Source organism: Variovorax sp. EL159, from assembly GCF_900100965.1.
Classification (GTDB): Bacteria; Pseudomonadota; Gammaproteobacteria; order Burkholderiales; family Burkholderiaceae_C; genus Variovorax.
Genome location: NZ_FMUJ01000006.1, coordinates 351,275 through 372,358, shown reverse-complemented (window position 1 = coordinate 372,358; position 21,084 = coordinate 351,275). Strand labels below are relative to the sequence as shown.

19 protein-coding genes are annotated in these 21,084 nt (G+C 65.2%); 18 read left to right on the top strand and 1 reads right to left on the bottom strand.

All coding sequences use genetic code 11. From position 1 onward, the window contains the following. The first annotated feature begins 5 nt into the window (after positions 1–5). The 9 genes from BLQ28_RS25700 to BLQ28_RS25660 all read left to right on the top strand — a co-directional run bounded on the left by BLQ28_RS25700 (position 6) and on the right by BLQ28_RS25660 (position 9,015). Entirely contained in the window at positions 6–683 is a 678-nt protein-coding gene (locus tag BLQ28_RS25700) for a type IV pilus inner membrane component PilO (RefSeq protein WP_093246104.1), read from the top strand. Beyond that, complete coding sequence (locus BLQ28_RS25695) at positions 680–1,219, top strand: pilus assembly protein PilP (protein ID WP_093246103.1); 540 nt, start codon at positions 680–682, stop codon at positions 1,217–1,219. The genes BLQ28_RS25700 and BLQ28_RS25695 overlap by 4 nt, the downstream gene beginning before the upstream one ends. After that, the gene (pilQ, locus tag BLQ28_RS25690; RefSeq protein WP_093246101.1) at positions 1,216–3,387 is read left to right on the top strand and encodes a type IV pilus secretin PilQ; all 2,172 of its coding nucleotides are present in this window, start codon (positions 1,216–1,218) and stop codon (positions 3,385–3,387) included. The genes BLQ28_RS25695 and pilQ overlap by 4 nt, the downstream gene beginning before the upstream one ends. 23 nt (positions 3,388–3,410) lie before the next feature. Continuing rightward, positions 3,411–3,959 (top strand): shikimate kinase, encoded by a 549-nt coding sequence (locus BLQ28_RS33385; RefSeq protein WP_093246100.1) that lies wholly within the window; start codon positions 3,411–3,413, stop codon positions 3,957–3,959. A 33-nt stretch (positions 3,960–3,992) separates the two neighbouring features. Further along, on the top strand, positions 3,993–5,102 hold the full coding sequence (gene aroB / locus BLQ28_RS25680; RefSeq protein WP_176801226.1) for a 3-dehydroquinate synthase: 1,110 nt from the start codon (positions 3,993–3,995) through the stop codon (positions 5,100–5,102). 73 nt (positions 5,103–5,175) lie between these two features. Then, positions 5,176–6,306, top strand: a complete 1,131-nt coding sequence (locus BLQ28_RS25675) for a deoxyguanosinetriphosphate triphosphohydrolase (RefSeq protein WP_093246098.1) — start codon at positions 5,176–5,178, stop codon at positions 6,304–6,306. Next, entirely contained in the window at positions 6,303–7,559 is a 1,257-nt protein-coding gene (locus tag BLQ28_RS25670) for an MFS transporter (protein ID WP_093246097.1), read from the top strand. The genes BLQ28_RS25675 and BLQ28_RS25670 overlap by 4 nt, the downstream gene beginning before the upstream one ends. Next, positions 7,556–8,131, top strand: a complete 576-nt coding sequence (locus tag BLQ28_RS25665; protein ID WP_093246095.1) for a DUF1415 domain-containing protein — start codon at positions 7,556–7,558, stop codon at positions 8,129–8,131. Before BLQ28_RS25670 ends, BLQ28_RS25665 begins: the two co-directional genes overlap by 4 nt. Next, a complete protein-coding gene (locus BLQ28_RS25660; RefSeq protein WP_093246093.1) occupies positions 8,128–9,015 on the top strand; it encodes a class I SAM-dependent methyltransferase in 888 nt (295 codons plus the stop codon). The genes BLQ28_RS25665 and BLQ28_RS25660 overlap by 4 nt, the downstream gene beginning before the upstream one ends. A gap of 17 nt (positions 9,016–9,032) precedes the next feature. On the opposite strand, the gene BLQ28_RS25655 is transcribed toward BLQ28_RS25660, so the two are convergent. Continuing rightward, positions 9,033–9,824: a DUF1266 domain-containing protein gene (locus tag BLQ28_RS25655; RefSeq protein WP_176801225.1), complete on the bottom strand. Its 792-nt coding sequence runs from the start codon at positions 9,822–9,824 to the stop codon at positions 9,033–9,035. Between BLQ28_RS25655 and BLQ28_RS25650 the strand changes: the two genes are divergently transcribed. The 9 genes from BLQ28_RS25650 (at position 9,823) to BLQ28_RS25610 (ending at position 21,056) form a co-directional block, all read left to right on the top strand. Beyond that, on the top strand, positions 9,823–10,521 hold the full coding sequence (locus BLQ28_RS25650) for a transposase (RefSeq protein ID WP_093246090.1): 699 nt from the start codon (positions 9,823–9,825) through the stop codon (positions 10,519–10,521). The two genes, BLQ28_RS25655 and BLQ28_RS25650, sit on opposite strands and share 2 nt — an antisense overlap. 181 nt (positions 10,522–10,702) lie before the next feature. Further along, on the top strand, positions 10,703–15,451 hold the full coding sequence (locus BLQ28_RS25645; protein WP_093246089.1) for a glutamate synthase-related protein: 4,749 nt from the start codon (positions 10,703–10,705) through the stop codon (positions 15,449–15,451). Positions 15,452–15,486: 35 nt separating this feature from the next. Continuing rightward, positions 15,487–16,965 carry a glutamate synthase subunit beta gene (locus BLQ28_RS25640; protein ID WP_093246087.1) on the top strand — a complete coding sequence of 493 codons (1,479 nt, stop codon included), beginning with the start codon at positions 15,487–15,489 and terminating at the stop codon, positions 16,963–16,965. Between the two features lie 67 nt (positions 16,966–17,032). Continuing rightward, entirely contained in the window at positions 17,033–17,893 is an 861-nt protein-coding gene (locus tag BLQ28_RS25635) for an ABC transporter ATP-binding protein (protein ID WP_093246086.1), read from the top strand. Then, entirely contained in the window at positions 17,890–18,672 is a 783-nt protein-coding gene (gene mlaE, locus BLQ28_RS25630) for a lipid asymmetry maintenance ABC transporter permease subunit MlaE (RefSeq protein ID WP_093246084.1), read from the top strand. The genes BLQ28_RS25635 and mlaE overlap by 4 nt, the downstream gene beginning before the upstream one ends. A 37-nt stretch (positions 18,673–18,709) precedes the next feature. Continuing rightward, complete coding sequence (gene mlaD / locus BLQ28_RS25625; protein ID WP_093246083.1) at positions 18,710–19,198, top strand: outer membrane lipid asymmetry maintenance protein MlaD; 489 nt, start codon at positions 18,710–18,712, stop codon at positions 19,196–19,198. Positions 19,199–19,224: 26 nt separating this feature from the next. Then, the gene (locus tag BLQ28_RS25620) at positions 19,225–19,941 is read left to right on the top strand and encodes an MlaA family lipoprotein (protein ID WP_176801224.1); all 717 of its coding nucleotides are present in this window, start codon (positions 19,225–19,227) and stop codon (positions 19,939–19,941) included. 169 nt (positions 19,942–20,110) lie between these two features. Next, the gene (locus BLQ28_RS25615; protein ID WP_093246080.1) at positions 20,111–20,767 is read left to right on the top strand and encodes an MlaC/ttg2D family ABC transporter substrate-binding protein; all 657 of its coding nucleotides are present in this window, start codon (positions 20,111–20,113) and stop codon (positions 20,765–20,767) included. A 13-nt stretch (positions 20,768–20,780) separates the two neighbouring features. After that, entirely contained in the window at positions 20,781–21,056 is a 276-nt protein-coding gene (locus BLQ28_RS25610) for an STAS domain-containing protein (protein WP_093246078.1), read from the top strand. Positions 21,057–21,084 lie beyond the last annotated feature (28 nt).

Below are 21,084 nucleotides of genomic sequence, written 5' to 3'. Positions count from 1 at the left end.
CGATCATGGCAAGCAATCGCCCCTCTCAAAAAATCGATGTCGCCGCTCTGCTGCAGAGCTTCGGCGAGCAGTTCCGTGGCTTGAATCCGAACGACCCGTCCGTCTGGCCGGCGGTGCCGCGCTATGCACTGTGCCTGGCGGTCACGGCCCTGGTGCTGGTCGCCCTGTGGTTTGTCTGGCTGACCAACTCGAACGACGAGCTCGAAGGCGAGCGTTCCAAGGAAGTCACGCTCAAGGAAGACTACAAGAAGAAGGTGGCGCAGGCTGCCAACCTCGAGTTGCTCAAGAAGCAGCGCGAGCAGGTGCAGCAGTACGTGACCGTGCTCGAAAAGCAATTGCCCAGCAAGGCTGAAATGGATGCCCTGCTTTCTGACATCAACCAGGCGGGGCTTGGCCGCAGCCTGCAGTTCGAGCTGTTCCGTCCGGGACAGGTGTCGGTGAAGGACTATTACGCCGAGCTTCCGATCGCCGTGCGCGTCACGGGCCGGTATCACGACATGGGTGCCTTCGCGGCCGATGTCGCGGGGCTCTCGCGCATCGTGACACTCAACAACATGACCGTCACGCCGCAAAAGGACAAGGACGTGCTGACGATGGACGCCACCGCGCGCACCTTCCGCTATCTCGATGAAGACGAGCGGGCCGCCCAGAAACGCGCCGCGGCGCCGAAGGCGAAGAAATGAAGGCCGTCGCCAAAGTCCTGTGGCTGACGCTGGCCACGCTGGGCCTGAGCGCCTGCGACTCCGACCAGGAAGACCTGCAGCGCTGGATGGCCGAGCAACGCGCCCAGGTGAAGCCCTCGGTGCCGCCGATCACGGAGCCCAAGAAGTTCACGCCGCAGGTCTACACCGAGGCCTCGTCCTTCGAGCCCTTCAACATGCTGAAGCTGACGCAGGCGCTGCGCCGCGAATCGAATCAGCCCAGCACGTCGGAGCTGATCGCTCCGGAGCTGGCGCGCCGCAAGGAAGCGCTCGAGGCGTTCCCGCTCGACTCGATGGCCATGGTGGGCAGCATGAACCGCAACGGCCAGCCGGTGGCGCTGGTCCGTGTCGACAAGCTGCTCTACAAGGTGCGCGTCGGCGAATACCTGGGACTCAACTACGGGCGCATTACCCGTATCAACGAAACCGAAGTCGCCTTGCGTGAAATCGTGCAAGACGCCGCCGGTGAATGGATCGAACGCGTGGCAACGCTGCAGCTGCAAGAGAGTGCGAAATGAACCAAAAAAAATCAACGATGGCACAGTGGCTGCGCGCTGCGGGGCTGGGTCTGCTGGCGTTCGGTGCGTTGGCCGTGGCCCATGCACAGAACGCGATCGAAGCCGTGACCAGTTCGACGCAGTCTGGCGCCGAGGTGATCCGGATCGACCTCGCACAACCGCTTGCCGCCGTGCCGGCAGGTTTTGTCGTGCAGAACCCGGCGCGTATCGCCCTTGATTTCCCGGGCGTCACGAACGCGATCGGGCGTTCGGCGATTGAAGTGAACCAGGGCAATCTGCGTTCGGTCAACGTCGTCCAGGCGGGCGAGCGCAGCCGGGTGGTGCTGAACCTGAAGCAGTCCACCGCGTACAAGGCCGAAATCCAGGGCAAGTCGCTGCTGGTCATTCTTGAACCGGCGGCTGGCACTGCACTGTTGACGTCCGCTGCCACCACTTTTGCGGAGAACCGCAACCGCGACACGCTGCCTTTGCGGGATGTCGATTTCCGTCTGGGGGCTGACAGCACTGGCCGCGTCATCGTGGACCTGCCGAACAACCAGGTCGGCGTCGACGTCAAGCAGCAAGGCAAGAACCTCGTGGTGGAGTTCACCAAGTCGACTCTGCCCGAAGGCCTGCGCCGCCGGCTCGATGTGGCCGACTTCGGCACCCCGGTCCAGTTGATCACCTCGCAACAGTCTGGCGACCGCGTGCGCATGACGATCGAGGCCAAGGGCGACTGGGAACACAGCGCCTACCAGAGCGAAAACCAGTTCGTGGTGGAAGTCCGTGCCCGCAAGGTCGATCCGACCAAGCTGACGCAGGGCGTCGGCTACAACGGCGAGAAGCTCTCGCTCAATTTCCAGAACATCGAGATCCGCTCGCTGCTGCAGGTGATCGCCGATTTCACGAACTTCAACATCGTGACATCGGATTCGGTGACTGGCGCACTGACGCTGCGGCTGAAGGACGTGCCCTGGGATCAGGCGCTCGACATCATCATGCAGGCGAAGAACCTGGGCATGCGCAAGAACGGCAGTGTGTTGTGGATCGCGCCTAAGGACGAAATCAACGCCAAGGAAAAGCTCGAGTTCGAGGCCAAGGCCACCATTGAGAATCTGGAGCCGCTGCGGACCCAGTCGTTCCAGCTCAACTACACCAAGGCGATTGCCATTGCGCAGGGCCTGACTGGCACGGGTGCATCATCTGGCGGTGGTGGTGGCGGAGGTACGACCACCCGAATTCTGAGCCCTCGCGGCAGCGTGATCGCCGAGTCGCGTACCAACCAGCTGTTCGTGTCCGACATCCCGTCGCGCCTGGCGCAAATAACCGAACTGATCCAGAAGCTGGACATCCCAGTGCGCCAAGTGTTGATCGAGGCCCGGATCGTCGAAGCCTCCGACACCTTCGGCAAGTCACTCGGCGTGAAGCTGGGGGGCGGTGTGATCAATCGGAACAACTCGCTGGGAACGTGGCCTTCGGTCACTGGCGGTGGCACGACTTCCACACAGACCTCGACCGGTGGTACCTCGACATCGACGTCGACCACGACCAGCCCGACCGTCAGCTTCGGCTCGCCGACCAGCAGCAACTTCATCAATCTGCCCGCTGGCGACGCAGGCGGCACGGGTAATGCGGCTGGCTCGTTCGCGCTGTCGCTGTTCAACTCCAGCTTCTCGCGGATGCTGAATCTCGAAATCTCCGCGCTGGAAGCCGATGGCAAGGGCAAGCTGGTGTCCAGCCCCCGCGTCATCACGGCCGACCAGACCAAGGCGCTGATCGAGCAGGGCGAGGAAATCCCTTACCAGCAGGCAACGTCCAGCGGTGCCACCTCCATCTCGTTCCGCAAGGCAGTGCTGAAGCTCGAGGTCACGCCGCAGATCACACCGGAAGGCAACATCATCCTGACCCTGGACGTGAGCAAGGACGCCCGCGGCGTCAACACCTCGGCGGGCCCGGCCATCAACACCAAGCACGTGCAGACCGAGGTGCTGGTCGAGAACGGTGGCACGGTCGTCATCGGTGGTATCTTCGAGCTCACCGAAACCAATGACGAATCGCGCATACCGGTGCTGGGTGAAGTGCCCTACGTGGGAGCACTGTTCCGTAAGCGCGAACGCGTTGCCAACAAGACCGAAATGCTCGTCTTTATCACCCCGAAGATGATTACCGACCGCAACGCCGCGCGCTGACGCGCGGGCGTAGCAGCCACCGCGTGGCGGTCGCACTCGTCGGTTTGCCCGGCGCCGGAAAATCCGCAGTGGGCCGGCGCCTGGGCACTCGGCTGGATCTTCCATTCATCGACACCGATCACGTGATCGAGCAGCGCATCGGCTGCTCGATCCGCGATTATTTCGAGCGCGAAGGTGAAACGGCCTTCCGGGATCTCGAGCAATCCGTGATCGCCGACCTCGCGGCAAATGCCCAGGGCGTGCTGGCCACCGGCGGCGGCGCCGTATTGCGGGAGGCCAACCGCAGCCAGCTGCGCGAGCACTTCCATGTGATCTACCTGCGCTCCTCGCCCGAAGACCTGTTCCGGCGCCTGCGCCATGACGTCAAGCGGCCTTTGCTGCAGGTTGCAGACCCGCTGGGGCGGCTGCGCGAGCTGCACGACGCACGCGATCCGTTCTACCGGGAAACGGCCCATGACGTGGTCGACACCGGCCGTCCCTCGATCGCCATGCTGGTGAACATCATCGTGATGCAGCTCGAACTGGCCGGCATCGTCGAGCCCGGCGCCCACCCGGAAGAGCCCTCCGCCTGAACTGTCCGGGCGGCAGCGCCTAAACTCGCGGCCATGTCCTTGCCCGTACTTTCCGCCTCGCCAGAACGCGTCGACATCCAGCTCGGCGACCGCAGCTACCCGATCCTGATCGGCACCGGCCTGCTGGACGACCCGCAGAGCTTTGCCGCCACGCCCGCGGCCGCTTCCGCACTGATCGTCAGCAACACCACGGTGGCGCCGCTCTATGCCAAGGCCCTGCGCAGCGCCCTGGCGGGCCGATTTCGCACCGTGCACCTGCTCGAATTGCCCGACGGCGAGGTGCACAAGAACCTGCAGACACTGAACCTGATCTTCGATGCCCTGCTCGGCCATGGCAGCGACCGCAAGACCGTGCTCTTCGCCCTGGGCGGCGGCGTGGTGGGCGACATGACCGGCTTTGCCGCCGCGAGCTACATGCGCGGCGTGCCTTTCGTGCAGGTGCCGACCACGCTGCTGGCGCAAGTCGATTCCTCGGTGGGCGGCAAGACGGCCATCAACCATCCGTTGGGCAAGAACATGATCGGCGCGTTCTACCAGCCACAGCTGGTGCTCTGCGACCTGAACACCCTGCAGACCCTGCCGCCGCGCGAGCTCAGTGCCGGCCTGGCCGAGGTCATCAAGTACGGCCCGATCTACGACATGGCCTTCTTCGACTGGATCGAAGCCAACGTCGACGCGCTGACGACGCGCGACCCCGCCGCCCTGGCCCATGCCGTCAAGCGCAGCTGCGAGATCAAGGCGCTGGTGGTCGGGCAGGACGAACGCGAGACGGGCTTGCGCGCCATCCTCAATTTCGGCCACACCTTCGGCCATGCCATCGAATCGGGCCTCGGCTATGGCGAATGGCTGCATGGCGAAGCAGTCGGTTGCGGCATGGTCATGGCGGCGCACCTGTCGCAACGGCTTGGTGGCGTCGACGCCGCTTTTGTCGAGCGCCTCACGCGCCTGATCGAGCGTGCAGGCCTGCCCATCGTCGGACCGGCACTTGGCGCGGAGCGCTACCTGGAGCTGATGCGCGTCGACAAGAAATCGGAAGCCGGCGAGATCCGCTTCGTGGTGATCGACAAGCCCGGCTCGGCCGTGGTTCGCAGCGCACCCGATGCGCTTGTGCGCGAAGTGCTCGCGCAGTGCTGCGCGGGATGAGCGCCGCGCCGGTCTGCCCCAGGCAAGCTCGCTCCTGCTTGGCGGGAAGGCGCGCAGCGCCAAGGGTGCACCAATGAGCCTGGCGGTCTATGCCTGCCACCCCGCGCAGTCGCGCGGGAGGCGCCATGCCGAACCGCCCGCGCCCACGCGCGATGCCTTCCAGCGCGACCGCGATCGCATCGTTCATTCCACCGCCTTCCGCCGGCTGGTCTACAAGACCCAGGTTTTCCTGAACCACGAGGGCGACCTGTTCCGCACGCGGCTGACGCATTCGCTCGAAGTCGCCCAACTGGGCCGTTCGATCGCACGCGCCTTGCGCATCAACGAAGACCTGGTCGAGGCCATCGCGCTGGCGCATGACCTGGGCCACACGCCATTCGGCCATGCCGGGCAGGACGCGCTCAACGCCTGCATGACCGGGCACGGCGGCTTCGAGCACAACCTGCAGAGCCTGCGCGTGGTCGATGCGCTCGAGCACCGCTATCCGCAGTACGACGGCCTGAATCTCAGTTTCGAGACCCGCGAGGGCATTCTCAAGCACTGCTCGCGCGCCAACGCCGAGCGCATCGAGGCGACTGAGCCGCAAGGCGTGGCGCGTCGCTTTCTGGACCGCACGCAGCCGGCGCTCGAAGCGCAGCTGTGCAACCTGGCCGACGCCATTGCCTACAACGCCCACGACATCGACGACGGCGTGCGCTCGGGCCTCATCAGCGTCGAGCAACTGGCCGAGGTGGAACTGTTCGAGCGCTACCGCCGCGAAGCGCTGGCCGAGCATCCGCAGTTGCAGGACCGGCGCGTGCTCTACGAAACCATCCGGCGCATGCTGAGTGCACAGGTCTACGACGTGATCGACGCGACGCGCGCGGCGCTCGAAACGCTTGCGCCGGTCGACGCCGATGCGGTGCGCAAGGCCCCGCCTGTCGTCGCTTTCAGCGCGACCATGCAGGCTCAGTCGGACGAGCTCAAGCGTTTCCTGTTCCGCAATCTCTACCGGCATCCGCAGGTCACCCAGACCACCGACCAGGCGCAGCAGGTGGTGCGCGAACTGTTCGAGGCCTACCTGGAACGCGGTGACGAGATGCCGGCCTCCTATGGCGACCGCCATGACCGGCACCGTGCAGTGGCCGACTACATCGCCGGCATGACCGATCGCTTTGCCATGCGCGAGCACGAGCGGCTCACCGGCCGCCGGGGGATCGCATGAGCACAGCCACCAAGGCAAGCGTGCCCGCTGCCGTTTTCGCGGTGCTGCTGGGTGGGGTCAGCGGTGCCCTGCACCTCGGCAAGTTGCCACCCGCCGTGCCGGCGTTGCAGGCTTCGCTCGGCATCAGCCTCGTGGAGGCCGGTTTCCTGCTGTCGCTGGTGCAGGTGGCCAGCATGACCCTGGGGCTGATCGCCGGTCTTGCCGCCGACACCATCGGATTGCGTCGCAGCATGCTGACCGGGCTGGTGGTGTTGACGGTTGCCAGCCTGCTGGGCGGCGCGGTTGGCGCGGGGCTTGTGGGCGGTGCCCATGCAGTGCAGTGGCTGCTGGTTCTTCGTGCCGTCGAGGGCATCGGCTTTCTGCTGTCGGTCATGCCGGGGCCGGGCCTGATCCGTGCGCTCACGCCGCCGGGCGCGGACAAGGCCGCGCTGGGGCTGTGGGGTGCCTACATGCCGCTCGGCGTCGCGCTTGCGCTGCTGCTCGGGCCGGCTTTGATCGCGTGGGGCGGGTGGGCCGACTGGTGGTGGCTGTTGTCGATGGTCTCGGCCGTGGCAGCAATCTGGGTCTGGATGGCCGTGCCTGCGGACCGCCTTCGCCCGGCCGCAGCGGGCAGTGTTTCCACGGGCTGGGCGCCGCGCCTGCGCGCCACCGTCGGCGCTCGTGCGCCCTGGCTGATCGCATTGACATTCGCCGTGTACTCGGCGCAGTGGATGGCGGTGATCGGCTTCCTGCCGGCCATCTATGCTGGCGCGGGCGTGCCGGCCGGGTGGAACGCCGTGCTCACGGCGCTCGCGGCCGCCATGAACATCGTCGGCAACATCGCCGGTGGGCGTTGGCTGCAGCGCGGCATAGCGCCCGAGCGCCTTTTGCAATGGGGCTTCCTGGCGATGGCGCTGGGGGGCGTGGCGGCATTCGCGCAAGTGGGGCAGGGCGCCGATGCGATGGGCCTGCCGCCGGCGCTTCGCTACATCGCGGTCTGTGTCTTCTCCCTGGGCGGCGGCATGGTGCCGGCAACGCTGTTCCTGCTCGGCGTGCGGCTGGCGCCCAGTCCGAACACCGTGTCCACGACGGTCGGGCTGATGCAGCAGGCGTCCTCGCTCGGCCAGTTCCTGGCGCCGCCGGCGGTCGCATGGGTGGCGAACCGTGTCGGCGGCTGGCACTGGACCTGGACCGCGACGCTGGCCTGCTCGCTGGCCGGCATGCTGCTCGCGCGGCGGCTGGGACGGATTCACCCTGCGGCGGAGGCGGCATGAGCGGTCCGACGACAATCACTGCCGCTCAGGCCGAAGCCGACACGCGGCGCTGGCTCGAGCGCGCGGTGATCGGCCTCAACCTGTGCCCGTTCGCAAAGGCGGTGCACGTGAAGGCGCAGATCCATTACGCCACCTACTTGCCCACCGAGGAGGCCGACCTGATGGATGCGCTCCTTTCCGAAGCCCGCGAGCTCGCAGCCCTCGACGCCTCCGTGCGCGACACCACCCTTTTGATGGCACCCAACACCTTGGCGGATTTTCTGGACTTCAACGATTTCACGGCGCGCGCCGAGCGCCGCCTGGCACGCGCGGGCTTCGATGGCATGCTCCAGCTGGCGAGCTTTCATCCGCAGTTCCAGTTCGGCGGCACAGAGCCCGACGACATCGGCAACGCCACCAACCGTGCGCCTTACCCGACGCTGCACCTGCTGCGCGAAGACAGCGTGAGCCGTGCGGTCGAGGCCTTTCCCGAGGCAGAGGCGATCTTCGAGCGCAACATCGACACGCTCGAGGCGCTGGGCGCGGCGGGCTGGGCCGCGCTCGACGTGGGTGCCGGGAGTGCAAAGCCATGAATGCCACCAAAGCCGCAGCGCACCCCGTGAAAACCAACAAGGCCGTCAAGGCCGACGCGGAGCTGGCCGAAGTCCTGCGTCCGGGTCAATCCATCGAGCTGCTGAAAGAGCTGCACATCCTCACGCGCGAGGGTCGGCTCAACCAGGATTCGCGGCGCAAGCTCAAACAGGTCTATCACCTGTTCCAGTTCATCGAGCAATTGCTGCGTGAGCTGCCGGAAGAGGGCGCCGGCGCCACGCTGGCCGACCATGGCGCGGGCAAGTCGTACCTGGGCTTCATCATCTACGACCTGTTCTTCCGGGCACGCCAGGGCGGTCACGTCTACGGCATCGAGACGCGTGGCGAACTGGTCGAGAAATCCCGGGCGCTTGCACAGCGGCTGGGTTTCAGGCGCATGTCGTTCCTGAACCTGACGGTCGCCGAATCGGCCCAAGCCCGCGAACTGCCTGCGCAGATCGATGTGGTGACTGCGCTGCACGCCTGCGACACCGCCACTGACGACGCCATCGCCTTCGGTCTGGCCAAGAAGGCGCGCTGCATGGTGCTGGTGCCCTGCTGCCAGGCCGAAGTGGCCGCCTGCCTGCGCGAGACCAAGGCACTGGCACTGTCGCGCACGCCGCTGGCCGAGCTGTGGCGACATCCGCTGCACACACGCGAGATCGGCAGTCAGCTTACCAACGTGCTGCGCTGCCTGTACCTGGAAGCCAACGGCTACAGCGTGACGGTCACCGAACTGGTCGGCTGGGAGCACAGCATGAAGAACGAACTGATCCTGGCGCGCTACACCGGCCAGCGCAAGGCGAGTGCGGCGACGCGGCTTGGCGAGCTGCTGTCGCAGTTCGGGCTCGATACGCTCGGCGACACGCGCTTCCGGCTCGGCTGAGCCGGCTTCTCCTGGTGTTACGCGGGGCGGGGCGCTGCGCCGCGTGACGCCAGCAGCTCTTCCAGTGCGTCGCGAGGTGGCCAGGCCACCACCTTCCAAGGGCTGAGTTCGTCTTCGAGCAGCTTTTCCGACACCGAGCCAAGGAGCTTGCGTCCGAGGACGTTGCTGCCGGGCGCATTCCGCTCGCCTGCCAGGAAGCTCTGCGCGTAGTTGGGCCAGCTGTCAAAGTGCTCGACCGCCAGCACCACGGCGGGCTCCAGCCAGTCGAGCGCCGCGCTGGCGCTGATGTAGCCCACGGCGGCGGCGGCCGTTGACAGATGGGCTGCGCGGCCGATCCAGAGCGCCAGGTCGTCGTTGGAGGGTTGGGAAGGAAGGCTGTCGACGATTTCCGTTACCACTGATTCCGCTTCGTTCGCATTCGTGACCGAGAAGTCGCGCGCCAGCAACTTCTTCCAGGCCTCGACTTCATCGGGTGCGATGTCGACGCACAACAGGTGCACCGCGCTGCGCTGTGCTTCGCGCGCTTCTTTCAAGTCGGGTCCGAAGGTCTGGCGATACACGGCGGCCAGCGCGACCGTGAAGTTCTCGTAGCGCGAAGAAGCGGCGAGGCGTGCCTTCAGCGCGGCATTGCCCTCTTGCAGCGAGGCCTGGCGGGCCGCCTCTTCCTCGGCGAGTTCGGCCTTTCCCTCCGCGATGCCCTCCTTGACCGAATCGAGCATTTCCTTGAAGAACTTGAACATCGATGGCTCCCCCGTCACGTTGGTGAATGGCCGCTTAGGATACAAGCCCTGCGCCACAACCCATCCCATGGCCCGTCTCCCCCGTCTCACGCTGGCCGACATGCCGCACCACGTGATCCAGCGCGGTAACAACCGCCAGCCGATCTTTGTCGATCGTGCGGACCACGAAAAGCTGCTCGGCCTGATGGCCGAGAACGCCACGCGTTTCGGCATCGCGCTGCATGCCTATGTGCTGATGGACAACCACTTCCACCTGCTGGCCACGCCGAACAACACCACCGGCCTGCCGCAGTTCATGCAGTCGGTGGGGCGCAGCTACGTGCGCTACTTCAATGACCGCCACGGCCGCAGCGGCACCTTGTGGGAAGGGCGCTACCGATCGACCCTGATCCAGACCGATCGCTACCTGCTGACCTGCATGGCCTACATCGACCTCAACCCGGTGCGGGCGGGCATGGTGGCCGATGCGCGTGACTTTCCCTGGTCCAGCCACGGCCACTACGCCGGATTGCGGCATGACCGGCTGCTCACGCCCCATCCGCTGTATTGGGAATTGGGCAACACGCCCTTCGCACGCGAGGCGGCCTACGTCGACTTGGTGCGCAGCGGGGTGCGCACGGCGGACCAGACCGCGCTGACCGAAGCCACTTTGCGGGGCTGGGCGGCGGGGGACGGCGATTTTCTCGACTCGCTGCAAAAGGCCACGGACCGCCGCGTGATCAAAGCGAAGGCTGGTCGGCCGCCTTCGAAACCGTCTCCTGAGTAATCAAATGGCCTGGAGCCGTTGCAGCAGCTGGATTTTTTGCTCCTGTTTTTAATATGTCCCTAATTTAATTCTGACTAGAAAACTCAAGATTTAATAAGAATCTGACCCCTATTAAAGTGTTTGGCATTCTTTGTGCATCGCAATATGCTCCCTTTCCCTGCGAAAACTGAAGGAGCGCGCCATGACGACGGCTGCCGAGATCGAACATCTCCAAAAAAACGGTCTGTATTCCGGTGCTGATGAGCACGATGCCTGCGGCGTCGGCTTCGTGGCCCACATCAAGGGCGAGAAAAGCCACGCCATCGTGCTGCAGGGCTTGAAGATTCTTGAAAACCTCGACCATCGCGGCGCAGTGGGCGCTGACAAGCTGATGGGCGACGGCGCCGGCATCCTGATCCAGCTGCCCGACCACCTGTATCGCGAAGAAATGGCCAAGCAGGGCGTCACGCTGCCCCCGCCCGGCGAATACGGCGTCGGCATGATCTTCCTGCCGAAGGAGCACGCCTCGCGCGAAGCCTGCGAACAAGAGATGGAACGCGCCATCAAGGCCGAAGGCCAGGTGCTGCTCGGTTGGCGCGACGTGCCGGTCAACCGCGACATGCCCATGTCGCCCACCGTGCGCGCCAAGGAGCCGCTGCTGCGCCAGGTCTTCATCGGCCGCGGCAACGACGTGATCGTGCAGGACGCCCTCGAGCGCAAGCTGTATGTGATCCGCAAGACCGCCAGCGCCAACATCCAGCGCCTGAAGCTCAAGCACAGCAAGGAATACTACGTTCCGAGCATGTCGAGCCGCACCGTGGTCTACAAGGGCCTGCTGCTCGCCGACCAGGTCGGTACCTACTACCTCGACCTGCAGGACAAGCGCTGCGTCTCGGCCCTGGGCCTCGTGCATCAGCGCTTCTCGACCAACACCTTCCCCGAATGGCCGCTGGCCCACCCGTACCGCTACGTCGCCCACAACGGCGAAATCAACACGGTCAAGGGCAACTACAACTGGATGAAGGCGCGCGAAGGCGTGATGTCGTCGCCCGTGCTCGGCGCCGACCTGCAGAAGCTCTACCCGATCAGCTTCGCCAACCAGTCCGACACTGCCACCTTCGACAACTGCCTCGAGCTGCTGACGATGGCCGGCTACCCGATCAGCCAGGCCGTGATGATGATGATCCCGGAGCCCTGGGAACAGCACGCCACCATGGACCCGCGCCGCCGCGCGTTCTACGAGTACCACGCCGCGATGCTCGAGCCGTGGGACGGCCCCGCCTCCATCGTGTTCACCGACGGCCGCCAGATCGGCGCCACGCTCGACCGCAACGGCCTGCGCCCCTCGCGCTACTGCGTGACCGACGACGACCTGGTCATCATGGCTTCCGAATCGGGCGTGCTGCCCGTGCCCGAGCAGAAGATCGTTCGCAAGTGGCGCCTGCAGCCCGGCAAGATGTTCCTGATCGATCTGGAGCAGGGCCGCATGATCGACGACGAGGAGGTCAAGGCCACCCTCGCCAACAGCAAGCCCTACAAGCAGTGGATCGAAAACCTGCGCATCAAGCTCGACAGCGTGAAGGCCGAACCGGTCTCCGCGCCGCTCAGCCAGGTCGCGCTGCTCGACCGCCAACAGGCCTTCGGCTACACCCAGGAAGACATCAAGTTCCTGATGAGCCCGATGGCGCAGGCTGGTGAAGAAGGCATCGGCTCCATGGGCAACGACAGCCCGCTGGCCGTGCTCTCGAACAAGAACAAGCCGCTCTACAACTACTTCAAGCAGCTGTTCGCGCAGGTGACGAACCCGCCGATCGACCCGATCCGCGAAGCGATCGTGATGTCGCTGGTGTCCTTCATCGGCCCCAAGCCCAACCTGCTGGACATCAACCAGGTCAACCCGCCGATGCGGCTCGAAGTGAGCCAGCCGATCCTCGACTTCGCCGACATGGCGAAGCTACGCGACATCGGCAAGTACACGCAGGGCAAGTTCAAGAGCTATGTGCTCGACATCACCTACCCGCTCGCCTGGGGCGACGAAGGCGTCGAGGCCAAGCTGGCCTCGCTGTGCGCCGAAGCGGTGGACGCCATCAAGGGCGGCCACAACATCCTGATCGTGAGCGACCGCGGCGTGAGCCCGACGCAAGTGGCGATTCCGGCGGTGCTCGCACTGTCGGCCGTCCATCAGTACCTGGTCCGTGAAGGCCTGCGCACCACCGCCGGCCTCGTCGTTGAGACCGGTTCGGCGCGCGAAGTGCATCACTTCGGCGTGCTCGCCGGCTACGGCGCGGAAGCCGTGCACCCGTACCTCGCGATGGAAACGCTGGCGGCCATGCACGCCGACCTGCCGGGCGACCTGAGCGCCGACAAGGCGGTCTACAACTACGTGAAGGCCATCGGCAAGGGTCTGTCGAAGATCATGTCGAAGATGGGTGTCAGCACCTACATGAGCTACTGCGGCGCGCAGCTGTTCGAAGCCATCGGCCTGAACAGCGAGACCGTCAACAAGTACTTCACCGGCACCGCCAGCCGCGTCGAGGGCATCGGCGTCTTCGAGATCGCCGAAGAAGGCATCCGCATGCACAAGGCCGCCTTCGGCGACGACCCGGTGCTCGCCAACATGCTCGACGCCGGCGGCGAATACGCCTGGCGCACGCGTGGCGAAGAGCACATGTGGACGCCCGACGCCATCGCCAAGCTGCAGCACAGCACGCGTGCCAACAACTGGAACACGTACAAGGAATACGCGCAGCTCATCAACGACCAGAACCGTCGCCACCTCACGCTGCGCGGCCTGTTCGAGTTCAAGATCGATCCGGCCAAGGCCATTCCGGTGGACGAGGTCGAAGCGGCCGCCGAAATCGTCAAGCGCTTCGCCACCGGCGCGATGTCGCTCGGCTCGATCAGCACTGAGGCGCACGCCACGCTTGCCATTGCCATGAACCGCATCGGCGGCAAGAGCAACACGGGCGAAGGCGGTGAAGACCCGGCGCGCTACCGCAACGAACTCAAGGGCATCCCGATCAAGCAGGGCGATACGCTCAAGAGCGTGATCGGCGCGGCCAACGTCGAAGTCGACCTGCCCCTCGCCGATGGCGACTCGCTGCGTTCGCGCATCAAGCAAGTTGCGTCGGGCCGCTTCGGCGTCACCGCCGAGTACCTGCACTCGGCCGACCAGATCCAGATCAAGATGGCGCAAGGTGCCAAGCCGGGCGAGGGCGGCCAGCTCCCGGGCGGCAAGGTCACCGAGTACATCGGCAAGCAGCGCTACGCCGTGCCGGGCGTGGGCCTGATCTCGCCGCCGCCGCACCACGACATCTACTCGATCGAAGACCTCGCGCAGCTCATCCACGACCTGAAGAACACCGCGCCGCACGCGAGCATCAGCGTGAAGCTGGTGAGCGAGATCGGCGTCGGCACCATCGCGGCGGGCGTGGCCAAGTGCAAGAGTGACCACGTCGTGATCGCCGGCCATGACGGCGGCACGGGCGCATCGCCCTGGTCGTCGATCAAGCATGCGGGCAGCCCGTGGGAAATCGGCCTGGCCGAAACACAGCAGACGCTGGTGCTCAACCGCCTGCGCAGCCGCATCCGCGTGCAGGCCGACGGCCAGATGAAGACCGGCCGCGACGTCGCCATCGGCGCGCTGCTGGGCGCCGACGAATTCGGCTTCGCCACCGCGCCGCTGGTGGTCGAGGGCTGCATCATGATGCGCAAGTGCCACCTGAACACCTGCCCGGTGGGCGTGGCCACGCAAGACCCGATCCTGCGCAAGAAGTTCTCGGGCAAGCCCGAGCACGTCGTCAACTACTTCTTCTTCGTTGCCGAAGAAGTGCGCCAGATCATGGCCCAGTTGGGCATCCGCAAGTTCGACGACCTGATCGGCCGCGCCGACCTGCTCGACATGCGCAAGGGCATCGAGCACTGGAAGGCTTCGGGCCTGGACTTCAGCCGCCTGTTCGCGCTGCCGAACGTGCCGGCCGAGGTGCCGCGCTTCCACGTCGAGAACCAGGACCATGGCCTCGAACGTGCACTCGACGTCAAGCTCATCGAGAAGTCGCGTCCCGCCATCGAAAAGGGCGAGAAGGTGCAGTTCATCGAAGTGGCACGCAACGTCAACCGCTCGGTGGGCGCGATGCTCTCCGGTGCTCTGACCAAGGTGCATCCGCAGGGCCTGCCCGACGATTCGATCCGCATCCAGCTCGAAGGCACGGGTGGCCAGTCGTTTGGCGCGTTCCTGGCACGCGGCATCACGCTGTACCTGATCGGCGACGCCAACGACTACACCGGCAAGGGCCTCTCGGGCGGCCGCGTGGTGGTGCGACCCAGCCTCGACTTCCGCGGTGAGGCCGTGCGCAACACCATCGTCGGCAACACCGCGCTGTATGGCGCGACCACCGGCGAGGCCTACCTCTGCGGCGTGGCCGGCGAACGTTTCGCGGTGCGCCTGTCGGGCGCCACGGCGGTCATCGAAGGCACCGGCGACCACGGCTGCGAATACATGACTGGCGGCACGGTGGCCGTGCTCGGCAAGACGGGCCGCAACTTCGCGGCCGGCATGAGCGGCGGCGTGGCTTTCGTCTACGACGAAGACGGCCAGTTCGCCTCGCGCTGCAACCTCTCGATGGTCTCGCTCGACAAGGTGCTGACCTCGGCCGAGCAAACGGCGAGCGTGCATCGCAAGATCTGGCATGGCGGCGAGACCGACGAAGCCCAGCTCAAGAAGCTGCTCGAAGAGCACCACCGCTGGACCGGCAGCAAGCGCGCACGCGAGCTGCTCGACACCTGGGCCGTGTCGCGCACGAAGTTCGTCAAGGTGTTCCCGAACGAATACAAGCGCGCGCTTGCCGAGTTGCACGACCGCAAGGTCGAGCTGACCAGCAGCGGCAACAACGCGCACGTGGGCCTGGAGCCGCACGCACTGGCCGCACCCGCTGCCACGGCCGCCGTCTGAGCGCGGCACAGCTACGAAGAACAGAGGACATCACGATGGGAAAGATCACCGGCTTCATGGAGCATGAGCGCATCGAAGAGGGCTACAAGCCTGTCGACGAGCGCGTCAAGCACTACAAGGAATTCGTCGTCGGCCTGAATACCGAGCAGGCCAAGGTACAGGGCGCGCGCTGCATGGACTGCGGCACGCCGTTCTGCAACAGCGGCTGCCCGGTCAACAACATCATTCCGGACTTCAACGACCTCGTGTACCGCAACGACTGGCAGAACGCCTTCGCGGTGCTCGACTCGACCAACAACTTCCCCGAGTTCACCGGCCGCATCTGCCCCGCGCCCTGCGAGGCAGCCTGCGTGCTCAATGTGAACGACGACGCGGTTGGCATCAAGTCGCTGGAGCACGCGATCATCGACCGCGCCTGGGACGAAGGCTGGGTCGCGCCGCGCGTGGCCAAGCACAAGACCGGCAAGAAGGTCGCCGTGGTCGGGGCGGGCCCCGCCGGCATGGCCGCTGCGCAGCAGCTGGCGCGCGTCGGCCATGACGTGACGCTGTTCGAGAAGAACGACCGCATCGGCGGCCTGCTGCGCTACGGCATTCCCGACTTCAAGATGGAGAAGACCCACATCGATCGCCGCGTCGAGCAGATGAAGGCCGAGGGCGTGATCTTCCGCACCGGCGTCATGGTCGGCGCTGCGAAAGATCCGCTGGGCAAGGGCTCCAAGGTCACCAACCTGGCCAAGGAAACCATCACGCCCGAACAGCTGCAGAAAGAGTTCGACGCCGTGCTGCTCACCGGCGGTGCCGAGCAGTCGCGTGACCTGCCGGTGCCCGGCCGCGATCTCGACGGCATTCACTTCGCAATGGAGTTCCTGCCGCAGCAGAACCGCGTCAACGCAGGCGACAAGGTCAAGGGCCAGTTGCGCGCCGACGGCAAGCACGTGATCGTCATCGGCGGTGGCGACACCGGCTCCGACTGCGTGGGCACCAGCAACCGCCATGGCGCGGTCAGCGTCACGCAGTTCGAACTGATGCCGCAGCCGCCCGAGGAAGAAAATCGACCGCTGACCTGGCCCTACTGGCCGATCAAGCTGCGTACGAGCTCCAGCCATGAAGAGGGTTGCGAGCGTGAGTTCGCCATCTCCACCAAGGAATTCATCGGCGAGAAGGGCAAGGTCACGGGCCTGAAGACCGTTCGCGTCGAATGGAAGGACGGCAAGATGCAGGAAGTGGCCGGCAGCGAGCAAGTGCTCAAGGCCGACCTCGTGCTGCTCGCCATGGGCTTCATCAGCCCCGTGGCCACCGTGCTCGATGCCTTCGGTGTCGAGAAGGATGCACGCGGCAACGCCCGGGCCACGGTCGACTTCATCGGCGGCTATGCCACGAACGTGCCCAAGGTGTTTGCCGCCGGCGACATTCGCCGCGGCCAGTCGCTGGTTGTGTGGGCCATTCGCGAAGGCCGTCAAGCCGCGCGTTCGGTGGATGAATTTCTGATGGGTTTCAGCGACTTACCTCGCTGATTTTTGTTTCAATTTCGCGGCCGCGCTCGCGGCCCCGTTATCATCCGCTGGAAAACCGCGCGCCGGGATGCTTGAAAAAGCGCCCGGCTTTTTTATTGAGATGGACCCAGCCACCACGCCACATCCCTTCGTAGAGTTTCGAGACGTCACGTTCGGCTACGGCGCGCGCGCGATCCTCGATGGCGTTTCGTTCAGCGTGCCGCGCGGCAAGGTGACGGCGCTGATGGGAGCCTCGGGCGGCGGCAAGACCACGGTCTTGCGATTGATCGGCGGACAGCAACGCGCGCAGCGCGGCGAGGTCCTGTTCGACGGTCAGGATGTCGTCAGGTTCGACGCCAAGGCGCTCTATGCGGCGCGGCGCCGCATGGGCATGCTGTTCCAGTTCGGCGCGCTGTTCACCGACATGAGCGTGTTCGACAACGTGGCGTTCCCACTGCGCGAGCACACGCAACTGTCCGAAGCGCTGGTACGCGACATCGTGCTCATGAAGCTCGATGCGGTCGGCCTGCGCGGCGCGCGCGACCTGATGCCCAGCGAAGTGTCGGGCGGCATGGCGCGTCGCGTGGCGCTGGCGCGTGCGATTGCGCTCGACCCCGATCTCGTGATGTACGACGAACCCTTCGCGGGCCTCGATCCGATTTCGCTCGGCACGGCCGCGCGGTTGATCCGTCAGCTCAACGACACGCTGGGGCTGACCAGCATCATCGTGTCGCACGACCTCGAAGAAACATTCCGCATCGCCGACCACGTGATCATCCTGGCCAACGGCGGCATCGCCGCGCAGGGCACGCCCGACGACGTGCGCCAGAGCAACGACCCGCTGGTGCACCAGTTTGTGAATGCCTTGCCCGACGGGCCTGTGCGGTTCCATTACCCGGGCGTCAGCATCGAAGACGATTTCGGCAACGTCGAAGGAGGGCGCTCATGAGCTGGTGGAAGCCCGCCGATATCGGCTTTGCTGTGCGCAGCCATCTGGCGAATCTTGGCTACGGCGCCAAGCTCTTCATGCGGCTCGTCGGCCCGGGCGCGCAGATCATGCGTCGCTTCGGACTCGTGCGCGACCAGATCCATTTTCTTGGCAACTACTCGCTCGCGATCATCGGCGTGTCGGGGCTGTTCGTCGGCTTCGTGCTGGGCCTGCAGATGTACTACGCACTGCAGCGCTACGGGTCGTCCGAGGCGCTGGGGTTGCTGGTCACCCTGAGTCTCGTGCGCGAACTCGGGCCCGTGGTGGCCGCCTTGTTGTTCACTGGGCGCGCGGGCACTTCGCTCACCGCCGAGATCGGTCTCATGAAGGCCGACGAGCAATTGAGCGCCATGGAAATGATGGCGGTCGATCCGGTGCAACGCATCCTTGCGCCGCGCTTCTGGGCGGGCGTCATCACGATGCCGCTGCTGGCAGCGGTGTTCAGCGCGGTCGGCATCATGGGCGGCTACGTGGTGGGCGTGCTGATGCTGGGCGTGGACCCGGGCGCGTTCTGGGGCCAGATGCAGGGCGGCGTCGATGTGTGGCGCGACGTGGGCAACGGCGTCATCAAGAGCATCGTCTTCGGCTTCACCGTGACCTTCATCGCATTGCTGCAGGGCTACGAAGCGCAGCCCACGCCTGAAGGCGTGTCGCGCGCAACCACGCGGACCGTGGTCAGTGCATCTTTGGCGGTGCTGGGTCTGGACTTCCTCCTGACCGCCATGATGTTCAGTATCTAAAGGGGCCTGGCCTCCATCGTTCTAGAGAGTGCAAACCATGCAACGTTCCAACAATGACATCTGGGTCGGCCTGTTCGTGCTGATCGGCGGGGCCGCATTGCTGTTCCTCGCGCTGCAGTCGGCCAACCTGCTGAGCCTGAACTTCCAGAAGACCTACGCGGTCACTGCGCGCTTCGACAACATTGGCGGCCTCAAGCCGCAGACCGCGGTCAAGAGCGCGGGCGTGGTGGTCGGCCGTGTGGAATCAATCTCCTTCGACGACAAGACCTTTCAGGCCAGCGTGACGCTGGCATTGCAAAACCGCTACAGTTTTCCCAAGGACAGTTCGCTCAAGATCCTGACCAGTGGCTTGCTTGGAGAGCAGTACATCGGAATCGAGGCGGGCGCCGAAGAGAAGAACTTGCAAGCCGGCGACACCATCACCGCGACCCAGTCGGCCGTGGTGCTGGAAAACCTGATCAGCCAGTTCCTGTACAGCAAGGCAGCCGAGGGAAATACGGCGCCTGGATCAGCCAATAAAAAATGAAAACACGATCGAATCTGTCATTTGCTATGAAAAATATAGCTCCATACGCCCGTTGGACGGGCGCTGTAGCCGCCTTTGCGCTCTTGGCCGGCTGCGCCACGGGCCCCAATGCCAATCCGGCCGACCCGTTCGAGCCCATGAACCGTGGCGTTTCGCGCTTCAATGAAACCGTCGACGACGCGGTGCTGGTCCCCGTGGCCACCGCTTACCAGCGGGCCTTGCCCTCGATGGTGCGTTCGGGCGTGAACAACTTCTTCAACAACATCGGCGACGTCTGGAGCCTGGCGAACAACGTGGCCCAGCTCAAGCTGCAGGGCAGTGCCGAGACCTTCATGCGCCTCAACGTCAACACCTTCTTCGGACTCGGCGGCCTGCTCGACGTCGCAAGCGATGCAGGCATCTCGCGCCACGAAGAAGATTTCGGCCAGACGCTCGGCTATTGGGGCGTGGGCCCTGGTCCTTACGTGGTGCTGCCGCTGCTGGGCCCGTCGACCCTGCGCGATACCGTGGCGAAGCCGCTGGACTACTACGGCGATCCGCTGGCCCACATGGAAGACGTCCGCTGGCGCAATTCGCTGACCGCCCTGCGAGTGGTCGACACGCGCTCGCAGTACCTGCGTGCGGGCCGACTGCTCGGCGACGCGGCGCTCGACAAGTATTCGTTCACGCGCGATGCGTTCCTGCAGCGCCGCCGCAGCCAGGTCTACGACGGCAATCCTCCGGACGACGGCGCCGGAAAATAAACAGGAGCGCGCCGAAGGCTAGCCATGAAGCCGCTTGCATCCGGTTGCAAGGCTTCACCTGCGAGACAGGAACCCGGTCGGCCCCGCGCCGCTCGAATCCGTTTCTGTCTCAGTACTTCGCTTCCTGCGTGTACTTCGTAGATTTTCAAACTTGATTGAGGGACTCACCATGAACAACAAGACCTTGCAACGACGCGATCTCGGCCGCCTGGTGCTGGCCGGTGCCTTGCTGTTCGGCGCCGCCGTCGCCTTCGTGCAGCCCGCGCACGCGGCCGACGAAGCGCCCGATGCGCTCGTCAAGCGCCTGTCGACCGACGTGCTGGACACGATCAAGGCCGACTCGTCCATCAAGGCGGGCGACGTCAACAAGATCATGCTGCTGGTCGACAGCAAGATCATGCCCAACGTCAACTTCCAGCGCATGACGGCTTCCGCCGTCGGCCCGGCCTGGCGCCAGGCCACGCCCGAGCAGCAAAAGCGGCTGCAGGAAGAGTTCAAGACGCTGCTCGTGCGCACCTACGCTGGCGCGCTCGACCAGGTGACCGACCAGACCGTCACGATCCGTCCCTTCCGCGGTTCGCCCACCGACACCGACGTGCTGGTGCGCACCGAAGTCAAGGGCCGTGGCGACCCGGTGCAGCTCGACTACCGCCTCGAGAAGACGCCCGGCCAGGGCGCCGGCTGGAAGGTCTACAACCTGAATGTGCTGGGCGTATGGCTGGTCGACACCTACCGCACCCAGTTTGCGCAGGAAATCAACAAGAGCGGCATCGACGGCCTGATCGCCGCGCTGGCTGTGCGCAACAAGGGCAACAGCAAGGGCTGACGGGGCAAACGCCATGCTGGTCCTGCCCACCAAGCTCACCCACGACGAGGCCCCCGCCTGCATGCGCATGCTGCAGCAGGGGCTGAAAGGCCAGACCGACTCGTCGTCGACCGTGGTCGATGCCACAGCGTTGGCGCAGTTCGATTCGTCGGCACTGGCAGTGCTGCTTGAATGCCGGCGCGAGTCGAGCGCGCTGGGTCGGGGGTTCGCGGTCAAGGGCCTCTCGCCGCGGCTGCGAGAACTGGCGACCCTTTATGGGATCGCGGGCCTTTTGCCCGCCGCGCCCTGAAAAAGTAACAGCCCCGTAAAATCACGGG

Excerpts from the sequence above, each read along its gene's own strand:
- BLQ28_RS25620 (WP_176801224.1), top strand. The coding sequence starts at position 19,225 with ATGAAAAATATAGCTCCATACGCCCGTTGGACGGGCGCTGTAGCCGCC.
- BLQ28_RS25675 (WP_093246098.1), top strand. The coding sequence starts at position 5,176 with ATGAGCCTGGCGGTCTATGCCTGCCACCCCGCGCAGTCGCGCGGGAGG.
- BLQ28_RS25700 (WP_093246104.1), top strand. The coding sequence starts at position 6 with ATGGCAAGCAATCGCCCCTCTCAAAAAATCGATGTCGCCGCTCTGCTG.
- BLQ28_RS25665 (WP_093246095.1), top strand. The coding sequence starts at position 7,556 with ATGAGCGGTCCGACGACAATCACTGCCGCTCAGGCCGAAGCCGACACG.
- pilQ (WP_093246101.1), top strand. The coding sequence starts at position 1,216 with ATGAACCAAAAAAAATCAACGATGGCACAGTGGCTGCGCGCTGCGGGG.
- BLQ28_RS25695 (WP_093246103.1), top strand. The coding sequence starts at position 680 with ATGAAGGCCGTCGCCAAAGTCCTGTGGCTGACGCTGGCCACGCTGGGC.
- BLQ28_RS25670 (WP_093246097.1), top strand. The coding sequence starts at position 6,303 with ATGAGCACAGCCACCAAGGCAAGCGTGCCCGCTGCCGTTTTCGCGGTG.
- BLQ28_RS25615 (WP_093246080.1), top strand. The coding sequence starts at position 20,111 with ATGAACAACAAGACCTTGCAACGACGCGATCTCGGCCGCCTGGTGCTG.
- aroB (WP_176801226.1), top strand. The coding sequence starts at position 3,993 with ATGTCCTTGCCCGTACTTTCCGCCTCGCCAGAACGCGTCGACATCCAG.
- BLQ28_RS25645 (WP_093246089.1), top strand. The coding sequence starts at position 10,703 with ATGACGACGGCTGCCGAGATCGAACATCTCCAAAAAAACGGTCTGTAT.
- mlaE (WP_093246084.1), top strand. The coding sequence starts at position 17,890 with ATGAGCTGGTGGAAGCCCGCCGATATCGGCTTTGCTGTGCGCAGCCAT.
- BLQ28_RS25650 (WP_093246090.1), top strand. The coding sequence starts at position 9,823 with ATGGCCCGTCTCCCCCGTCTCACGCTGGCCGACATGCCGCACCACGTG.
- BLQ28_RS25640 (WP_093246087.1), top strand. The coding sequence starts at position 15,487 with ATGGGAAAGATCACCGGCTTCATGGAGCATGAGCGCATCGAAGAGGGC.
- BLQ28_RS25660 (WP_093246093.1), top strand. The coding sequence starts at position 8,128 with ATGAATGCCACCAAAGCCGCAGCGCACCCCGTGAAAACCAACAAGGCC.
- mlaD (WP_093246083.1), top strand. The coding sequence starts at position 18,710 with ATGCAACGTTCCAACAATGACATCTGGGTCGGCCTGTTCGTGCTGATC.
- BLQ28_RS25610 (WP_093246078.1), top strand. The coding sequence starts at position 20,781 with ATGCTGGTCCTGCCCACCAAGCTCACCCACGACGAGGCCCCCGCCTGC.
- BLQ28_RS25635 (WP_093246086.1), top strand. The coding sequence starts at position 17,033 with ATGCTTGAAAAAGCGCCCGGCTTTTTTATTGAGATGGACCCAGCCACC.
- BLQ28_RS25655 (WP_176801225.1), bottom strand. The coding sequence starts at position 9,824 with ATGGGATGGGTTGTGGCGCAGGGCTTGTATCCTAAGCGGCCATTCACC.